Below are 8,408 nucleotides of genomic sequence, written 5' to 3' on the forward strand. Positions count from 1 at the left end.
TTTTGTGTGAAAGGGAGAGAAACGTGCAATTTGCCGATATAAATGGTGTGACACTGCATTATCAGCTGATTGGCGGACCAGCCTCGAAACCTGTCATCGTATTTGTCAATTCATTGGGCAGTGATTTCCGCATTTGTCGTGACGTTATCATTCGGTTGGCGGGTGTCTTTACCACCGTTACTTATGACAAACGCGGCCATGGACTCTCAAGTGTCGGCATATCTCCCTATTCCATTGACGATCATATCGGCGATTTGACGGGCCTTTTGGATTTTCTCAATGTCAAGGACGCAATCATCTGCGGGCTTTCGGTGGGTGGGATGATCGCTCAGGGGCATTCTGCTTCACGGCCCGACCTGGTTCGCGCACTGATCCTGTGCGACACCGCGCACAAAATTGGCGATGCCGATTCTGGAATGCTCGCATCGCTACGCTTGAAAAGAACGGCATTGAGGGCATTGCTGATGCTGTCCTTGAACGCTGGTTCACGCCGCCGTTTCATCGCGAAAGCAGCGCGGCCTTGACCGGTTATCGAAACATGCTGATCCGTCAGCCATTGGCCGGATATGCTGGAACATGCGCAGCGCTTCGCGATGCTGACTTCACGGAAGTTGCAAGCCGAATATCGGTTCCAACAATCTGTATTGTCGGAGATCAGGATGGCTCGACGCCTCCGGAGGTGGTGCTTTCTCTGGCCAATTGATTCCGGACGCACGCTAAGAAGTCATCAAGGAAGCCGGGCATATACCCTGTGTGGAGCAGCCTGAAATGCTCGTTGCAATCATTCGTGCCTTTATCGACGAGTTCAAACTTGAGGAAAAAGCGAATGGTTAGAGTAAGATGAAAAGCCCGTCAGCACGCTATAATCAGGGTATGGAAACACGGCGATCCGTTCTGGGCGACCGGCCTGAAGCAAACAAGTCAGAGTTCGACGCGCCGTTTCAAGACCTGATTACCGAAGCTGCCTGGGGACACGTCTGGTCGCGGCCACAATGGACAAAGCGCGAGCGCTCGATCGTCACCATCGCGCTGCTTGCTGCATTTGGACAGGATGAAGAACTAATCATGCATACCCGCGCGACTGTCAACACAGGCGCCACGAAAGAAGATATCCGCGAAGCGCTGTTGCACGTGGCCATTTATGCGGGCGTACCTGCTGCCAATCACGCGATAAAACTGGTCAAAGAAGTCTACGAAGAACTAGAAGACGAACAGGCGGCATGAGGAGGAAACATGTCGGACAGCAAACCAGAAATCGGTGCTTTTTGGGCGCGGGATCATGCCTGTCATCCACCCGCCTTCACGCCGGATTATAAAACAAATGTCCTGCGCTCGCCGCAAAAGGCTTTGCTCTCTCTTGATGGGACATTGTCCGAAATAACGGGTCCAGTGTTCAACCCGTCTATTCTCAGCGAACTCGATAATGACCTGATCCACAATTATGCTGCACCTGGCCAGTCCGCCGCGCATTATTGTTCATGGCCGCGTATTGGATGAACGCGGCAAAGGAGCTGCTTTGTCTCAATCGCTTTTCAACGTTCAGTTCGGCGGAGCGGCGGGAACATTGGACCAGCTCGGCGAGAAGGCCGAGGCGGTTCGAACTGCGCTCTCCAAGGCGCTTGGGCTTGGCGACAGCCCGCAATGGCAAAGCCAGCGCGACCGTCTGGCCGAGTTCGCAAATCTTTTGTCCCTGCTTACCGGCACACTTGGAAAATTTGGAGCAGATTTCACCTTGTTGGCACAGGCGGGTGATGAAATCGCCCTTGGCGGCGGCGGCGCATTATCCGCAATGCCTCACAAGCAAAATCCGGTCACCGCCGAGCATCTGGTGACGCTGGCGCAGTTCAATGCCGTCCAGCTTTTGAGCATGCATCTTGCTCCGGTGCATGAACAGGAGCGGTCCGGGTCGGCTTGGTCGCTGGAGTGGATGCTGCCCCCGCAGATGGCTATTGCTACGGCAGCTTCGCTAAACCTTGCTCAGCATGTGTGCGGCAATATCAATTCAATCGGATGGGAACCAACTGAAGGTGGCCCGTCCACGAACGCGGTATGAAACATTCGAGATAATCGTGTCCAGGTGCCGCGCGGGCGTCGGCTGCTGTCCGTGGCGAAGAGCGTTCAGGTCAAGCCGGCCTGATCCGGTTGAATATTTCTGAAAGTCGACCAGAAGTTCGACGTGAGCTGACCGGGGGCCCTATCGCCTTCGTCTTCTTAGACCTGTTCAGTGCCCGAAAGCAATGTTCCGGGCAGAATCTCCCATGTAATATGTAGCACCTCAAGCCGTTCGACACTTGGTGCAATCACCTCGGCGCGTCCATTGCTGACGTGGTAATTCGCCGCCTGGTCGGCCACCTGATTAAGACTTTGGAACGAATGTGCCAATCGCCTCTATAAAGGATCGGACCGACGACCCAAAAAGACATTTTGCCGGCCTAGCTCAGAAATCGGCATTCGTTCAGGTGCAATACCAGTAGCCGCCGGAGGCCATTGCCAAAACATCCCCGGCAAGAAAACGCGGCCATCTTGCCGATCTGACTGCAACGTTGGCCTCCTGGCTGCCGATCGTGCCGCGCATGCGTCCACAGGGCCACCAATGAGAAGACGGTGGCCGCCAAGCATGGCAGCTTCCGGCAGGAAGCGGTAAGCCTCTGCGCAAGGGGTTCTGCAGGATTTCGCGATGTTCTTGTCATGACCCAAATTTGGTACGGATTGTGCTCATCAGAGTTTCCGTCCGCTTCATTTCATAGCATCATAATCAACCTAGCCACTGTATGGGTCACCCGGCCATACAGATTATCAAAATTGTATCAAACTGTTCCTGGTCGCGCCAAAGGCGCGTCTGTATGGAGTCGTCGTTGGGCCGCGTGTATGAACTGGCTGCGGGTTGCGGAAAGTTTGATTTAAGCCTGCTCTTTGGAGGCAGTACGGCAGAGCTGCCCGAAGCCCTCAGTCGATCCGCGGCGCGAGCATTCGCGGCTCAGCTACGTCCGCGCCACTGATGTGTTCACTCTGCGATCGGGGCGTACTGCAACCGAATCTCCCCGGGAGACGCAAACGCATGAATACGCCACCATCTCCACCTGAAGTAGAGCTGAATGACGGTTCAACCGTCCAGATCGGCGCTCTGGTTCCGCTAACTCGGCCTGGCTGGGCCGAGGCAGGCCAACACTTGCTCGCTGGACTGGAGCTGGCCGTTTGCGATGTCAATAACGCCGGCGGGATCATGGGACAACCACTTGAGCTGGTGATTCGAGACACTGCAGCTGATCCACACAGGGCCGCGGCAATGGTAGATGAATTGGCTGATCTCGGCGTGGCTGGCTTCGCGGGGGAATATCACAGCGTCGTCGCTCGCGGTCCCCTCGCATCGCATCTTGAGGGACAGCGTCCTAGGCAGGCGGATTGCAACTGCGGACAAGCTTCTGGCTCCAATATGATTAGACCGAGCCAACTATCAAAATGACCCATCCAGTTCTTGTGAAGCTTTTGCACAGAAAAGATGGATGCTCGAATTGCCCTAGGACGCCTCTATCAACGAGAGTAGGATCGTGCGTCCTGCTGTTGCGGTTCTAGTGGAGCTGACAGTTACTTGCGCGCCTATTGAATTATGCTGAAGAACAAGATGGCCCCATCACCAGCAAGCCGCCAATCGCCTCCCTTCGGCTCGCATCCTACGCCTTCACCAGCTCCGTAAAGACGGCGTGGCGGCCAGATGGAAGCCCGCATGTTGACCCGATGCGGCAAATCTCATTATGCTGATCGAGCGTCGGCATCGGGTCTTACACTAGCCTGCTATTCTCGCTGCCTCGCCGCCTTGACTTCGAGCCAGGCTGAACGCGGTAGAGCAGAATCATAAGTTTCTCAACTATTGCCTCTGAAATGGAAGGTTCAGTAACGACGAAGTCCTCATTCAGGTGACTCGTTGCGCATAAAAAGTCGTCTGAGCAATAGGGTGTGAATAGATGGGCGGTAAAGCACGGGATCTTGCAAATTTGTCAGCGTGACGCCGCGGATGATTGCCATCGTCGCAGAGGTGAGTTCTTCAAGTGTGCCTACGTTGGCAGCGAACCCGGCTTCTACATGATGACGAAATAAATTTGCCACCCCCTGACGGAATCGATTGTGGATAGCGCGAAGGGGCTCGGCAAGTTCCGGATAGCGCAGAGCATGAAGGACGAATTCATATTCGACGTGGCTCCAAGGCCGCTCTGCGTCCAGAATCTGTTGCCATCGATGCGAGAGTCTCCTTAAATTTGCATCCAGGTCGGAAATATCGGAGAAAACTGCAGAAAGCGCTTTTATGCGACTATCGGTTACTTCGTCCAACAGCGCTAAAAAGAGACTGTCCTTGCTTGAGAAGTTTGAATACACCGCACCTTTGCTGTAACCTGCAGCATCCGCGATTTCTTCCAAAGTAGCGGGATGAAACCCTCGGGCCTGAAATGTCACCACCGCACTTGCGAGAATGCGTTGCCGGGTTTCGGCTTGACGTTCTGCGCGTGTTAACCGCAGGCGAGAGGGCAAACTGGCGTTTCCGACATCATACAATGGAGGAGCGCCAGACTGCACTAACTTCCCTTCCTTCGGCATTTTGCCACCACTTTCGGATTGCAGCGACACATTTTTATCCTGATCCGTCGGCGGGCTTACGAGCTTCGATGCCTTCTTCGAGCTAGAGGATGTTACCAATATACCTTCTCCATCAAACTGTGGCGCTTCGAACGCTTCGGATTCCTAATTTGCACCGCATTGCAAATTTCGTGAACCTGTTCTCGGTGCCGCTGGTTTCATTGTGCATTTTGCTAGCAGATTTCTCCTGAACATGGTGTCACCTAGCTCATGCGAACGCCCAGTGATTGGCCCAACACGATCTACCCGTCTTGATCCTCTATACTAAAAATGTGACCACGTATCAAAATAACTTGCATTCCATAGAAATTGCAGTTCCTTTAGAATGCAAATGTGGCGCTGGCGTGGAGCCGCCGGTCGGATTCAAGAACAATATAAAGGGAGCATAACGATGAATGACACCAGCAAAAACACAACTGGCATCGGACGCCGGTCACTGCTAAAGGCCGGTGCGGTAGGGGCGGCGGGGATAATAATGCCAGCTGGCTTGTTTTCCGCCGCTCGGGCGGCTGACCGAAAAAGAGGGGGGCATTTTCGGATAGCTCAGTCGCGAGGAAGTACTTCAGATGTTCCGGACCCTCGCCGATGGATCAATACGTCACAATACCTTGGATTATCTTCCGTAAACGAGTACCTCACCGAGACGGCGAGCGACGGCTCACTTCGCCCGCGTTTAGCAACCGCATGGGAGTCGCCCGACCAAGGCAAAACTTGGATTTTTACGCTACGCAAAGATGTAGTTTTCACGAATGGCAAGACCGTCGATGCGAACGACGTAGTAGCATCTTGGAACCACCATAGAGGTCCCTCGTCAACGTCTACAGCGAAGCCTTTTGTCGAAAGGGCCACGCCACGCGCAGATGGACCGACCAAGGTTGTCTTCGAACTCGATACTCCCGCTGTATCGTTTCCAACAACGACAGCGTATTATATGCTACCAATACTTCCCGCTAAAGATGGCCGGTTGATCAGCACCAACTGCGATATTACAGCGGGGCCATATACACTTGAGTCGTTCGAACCCGGAGTCCGGATCGCAATGACGCGCAACAAAAACTATTGGAATGGCGACGTTGCGTTCTTTGATTCAGCGGAGGTGCTCGTATTGGGGGACATTAACGCTCGAACGAACGCGTTGCTGACAGGCGAAGTGGATGCAATCCTCGCAGCAGACTACAAAACAGCCAAGATGCTGCAGGCGCAAGGCGGCAAGGCGCGCCTGCTCAACACGCCTTCAAGGCAGTATTTCGACTTCTCAATGCAATGCAATGCCGGCCCTTTCCGCGACAATAACGTCCGCCTCGCAATGAAGCACGGCGTCGATCGACAGGCAATTCTGGACAAAGTTCTATCCGGATTCGGGAAAATCGGGAATGATCAGCCATTTTCTGAGGCTTACCAGTTTTTTGATCCTACAATAGAGCAGCGCGTGTACGATCCGGAGAAGGCCAAGCATTACCTGAAGAAAGCCGGCCTCGATTCCTTTAGCATCACGCTACATTGTTCCGAAGCGGCGTGGCAAGGTGCTACGGAAGGAGGTACGCTCTACAGCGAGTCAGCAAAGGCTGCGGGAATTAACATTAAGGTCGAACGCGTACCAACAGACAGCTTCTGGTCCGGGACATGGATGAAAGTTCCGTTTACTACCAGCCTTTGGTATGGGAAGGCCACCGAGGACGACGCCCTCGCACAGGCTTACTCTCACGGTTCTCCCAATAACGATATGTTCTGGGAGAACGAGCGCTTCAATAAGCTGTATGAGGAAGTTCGCCGCGAACTCGATGACAAAAAGCGCGGCGAATTGTATTCCGAAATCGCTCGTATCATTCGCGATGACGCAGGGCATGTTGTCCCAGTCTTCGCAAACTTTCTCGATGCGGCACGCAGCAACGTCGTGACCTCAGATAAAATTGAGGGGCTTTATCCTGCTGACGGATATCGAGCAATTGAGCGCTGGTCATTTGCATAGTACGCCTTCGACTACTTTAGGGAGGCGCAATTGGCGCCTCCTGCTGCGATCCTTTGCAGATGCGGTCTGACTTATTGTTCTCTCATTTCGCATGCTACCAGGAAATCCCTCTTCATCGCTCCATAAAAACCGATCGTCAGGGTTGAATCATATTCCCTTACAACTATAATACCATCGGTATCTAAATATTGTCAGAAGACAAGTGTTGTTATTCGAAGTGCGGGCGCCAGCTTTTGAGCGATCGCTTGCTCTCTTTATGAAATAACTCAACGGACTTCTTCGACTGCGGTGCCAAACTTCGTGTGGCGTGCGCCCATCATGGGTTCCGCGCTTACTTTGCCTTAGCGATCTTGAATGGAGTGCATGATGAAAATTTTTCCTGTTGGTAGCCTACCCACGCGTGAAGCCCCAGCCACTAATTTCACGGGAACGGTGTACGTTGACCCAGTCATTTCTGCAGAAGCGCCAGCACGCGTGATGGCGAACCGGGTCACGTTTACGCCCGGCGCACGCACCAATTGGCATACTCACCCGCTAGGGCAAACCCTTCACGTGATGGCAGGAAGCGGCTTAGTGCAGTTATGGGGAGAAGCCGTTAAATCCATCAACGCCGGTGACACGGTCTGGATCGCGCCAGGGGAAAAGCACTGGCATGGTGCGGGACAAAATACGACAATGACTCATATCGCCATCCATGAGGCCGTAGAAGGTAAATACGCTGACTGGATGGAGCCCGTTACTGACAGCCAGTTTGCGGGAAAGTAGCGAAAGCCTGCGAGAGGAACGATCCTCGCCAAGACCCTTCGGCGGCTTTCGTTCCTCAACACGCCTTCAACTGCGCAATCTTGCCATCGTTTATGAACTCGCTGTTGATGACTCAGGCAATTTAAATACCGATGACGTCCAGATATTTATAGAAGTCGGAACTCCTAAATGCATATCGATTTGGCAATGATGATCTGGAACCCGGATAACCGGAGATAGCACAACTCGAGCTCTATCGGCAGAACTATGAAATTCAGCATTTCATTTGCTGACTAAATCCTTCCGGTGTCGCGCATAAAGAGACGCTTGAAGCAATCTCTCTTTATGGCGAGAAGATTATACCTGAGATGATGCCTTAATGGCATCGTCAACTTACAGAAGAGATGAGAATATGCGTAAAGCATGGGATTCTCGTTTTACCTCCCGGCGGCGGAATCCCGTGGCCGTAACGGTTGCCCAAGAATCTAAATTGCCATGGAGCGGCTTAAAGCCGCTGGCTGCTACCTCTCCAACAAAGCACACAATGCTGAGTTTCGTGACGTTTACAACTCATATTGGGGCTCGTTCGACTTACCCTTGTTGTAGGGCTGGCGTTTGATTGTCCGGTTAAGGTTGACGCAATTGCAGTAAAGCCGAAGACACGATCGTAGCTGCCTTCTGTCGTCGGGCGGGTGCTGTAATTACGCCAGGCTGTAAGATGTGTCTGGAACGCAAAAACGCGCGGTGCTGAGTTTGGATCTGCCGGAGCGTGTACAAGGCGCCGCGCGATCCGACGCAGATATGCCTGTCGTCGTTGCATGAATGTAATCCACCTGGACAGTAAAAGCGGTCCTGTGCAGCTCCGTATTCTTTGCGGCCATAAGCGGGATGTCCGGTGTATCGAGCCGTCCGCCTTCTATCGCTATGTAGATAAGCCCGCGAGCTCAGTTCACCGTGAATACAATTGTATCCAATAATCTTCTTGCGAAGCTAAAAGAAGAAGTTTTTCGTGGAACGCGCTCATGCGAATTGGGTTTTGCGTATCGCTACCGGTTATGCATTGCTC

The 8,408-nt window shown here is 53.1% G+C and carries 7 protein-coding genes and 2 pseudogenes; 6 read left to right on the forward strand and 3 right to left on the reverse strand.

All coding sequences use genetic code 11. The features are described from left to right. Positions 1-23 precede the first annotated feature (23 nt). The 3 genes and pseudogenes from pcaD (at position 24) to AC6CHM_RS24845 (ending at position 2,053) form a co-directional block, all read left to right on the forward strand. Positions 24-834 (forward strand): annotated as a pseudogene (gene pcaD, locus AC6CHM_RS24835) (3-oxoadipate enol-lactonase). A 6-nt stretch (positions 835-840) separates the two neighbouring features. Beyond that, on the forward strand, positions 841-1,224 hold the full coding sequence (gene pcaC, locus AC6CHM_RS24840; RefSeq protein ID WP_498175978.1) for a 4-carboxymuconolactone decarboxylase: 384 nt from the start codon (positions 841-843) through the stop codon (positions 1,222-1,224). 9 nt (positions 1,225-1,233) lie between these two features. Next, positions 1,234-2,053: pseudogene (locus tag AC6CHM_RS24845) on the forward strand (lyase family protein). A 158-nt stretch (positions 2,054-2,211) separates the two neighbouring features. Here AC6CHM_RS24845 and AC6CHM_RS24850 read toward each other — a convergent pair. Next, positions 2,212-2,382: a hypothetical protein gene (locus AC6CHM_RS24850; RefSeq protein WP_498175980.1), complete on the reverse strand. Its 171-nt coding sequence runs from the start codon at positions 2,380-2,382 to the stop codon at positions 2,212-2,214. 676 nt (positions 2,383-3,058) lie between these two features. Here AC6CHM_RS24850 and AC6CHM_RS24855 point away from each other — a divergent pair. Continuing rightward, complete coding sequence (locus tag AC6CHM_RS24855) at positions 3,059-3,463, forward strand: ABC transporter substrate-binding protein (RefSeq protein ID WP_498175982.1); 405 nt, start codon at positions 3,059-3,061, stop codon at positions 3,461-3,463. A 443-nt stretch (positions 3,464-3,906) separates the two neighbouring features. Here the strand turns inward: AC6CHM_RS24855 and AC6CHM_RS24860 are convergent, their stop codons facing one another. Continuing rightward, positions 3,907-4,689 carry a TetR/AcrR family transcriptional regulator gene (locus AC6CHM_RS24860; protein WP_498175984.1) on the reverse strand — a complete coding sequence of 261 codons (783 nt, stop codon included), beginning with the start codon at positions 4,687-4,689 and terminating at the stop codon, positions 3,907-3,909. A 331-nt stretch (positions 4,690-5,020) separates the two neighbouring features. On the opposite strand from AC6CHM_RS24860, the gene AC6CHM_RS24865 reads away from it, so the two are divergent. Further along, positions 5,021-6,598 carry an ABC transporter substrate-binding protein gene (locus AC6CHM_RS24865; protein ID WP_498175986.1) on the forward strand — a complete coding sequence of 526 codons (1,578 nt, stop codon included), beginning with the start codon at positions 5,021-5,023 and terminating at the stop codon, positions 6,596-6,598. 366 nt (positions 6,599-6,964) lie between these two features. Further along, the gene (locus tag AC6CHM_RS24870) at positions 6,965-7,363 is read left to right on the forward strand and encodes a (R)-mandelonitrile lyase (protein ID WP_498175990.1); all 399 of its coding nucleotides are present in this window, start codon (positions 6,965-6,967) and stop codon (positions 7,361-7,363) included. Between the two features lie 680 nt (positions 7,364-8,043). On the opposite strand, the gene AC6CHM_RS24875 is transcribed toward AC6CHM_RS24870, so the two are convergent. Further along, complete coding sequence (locus tag AC6CHM_RS24875) at positions 8,044-8,274, reverse strand: 3,4-dihydroxy-2-butanone-4-phosphate synthase (protein ID WP_498175992.1); 231 nt, start codon at positions 8,272-8,274, stop codon at positions 8,044-8,046. Positions 8,275-8,408: the final 134 nt, after the last annotated feature.

The organism is Phyllobacterium sp. GQ127, assembly GCF_059758635.1.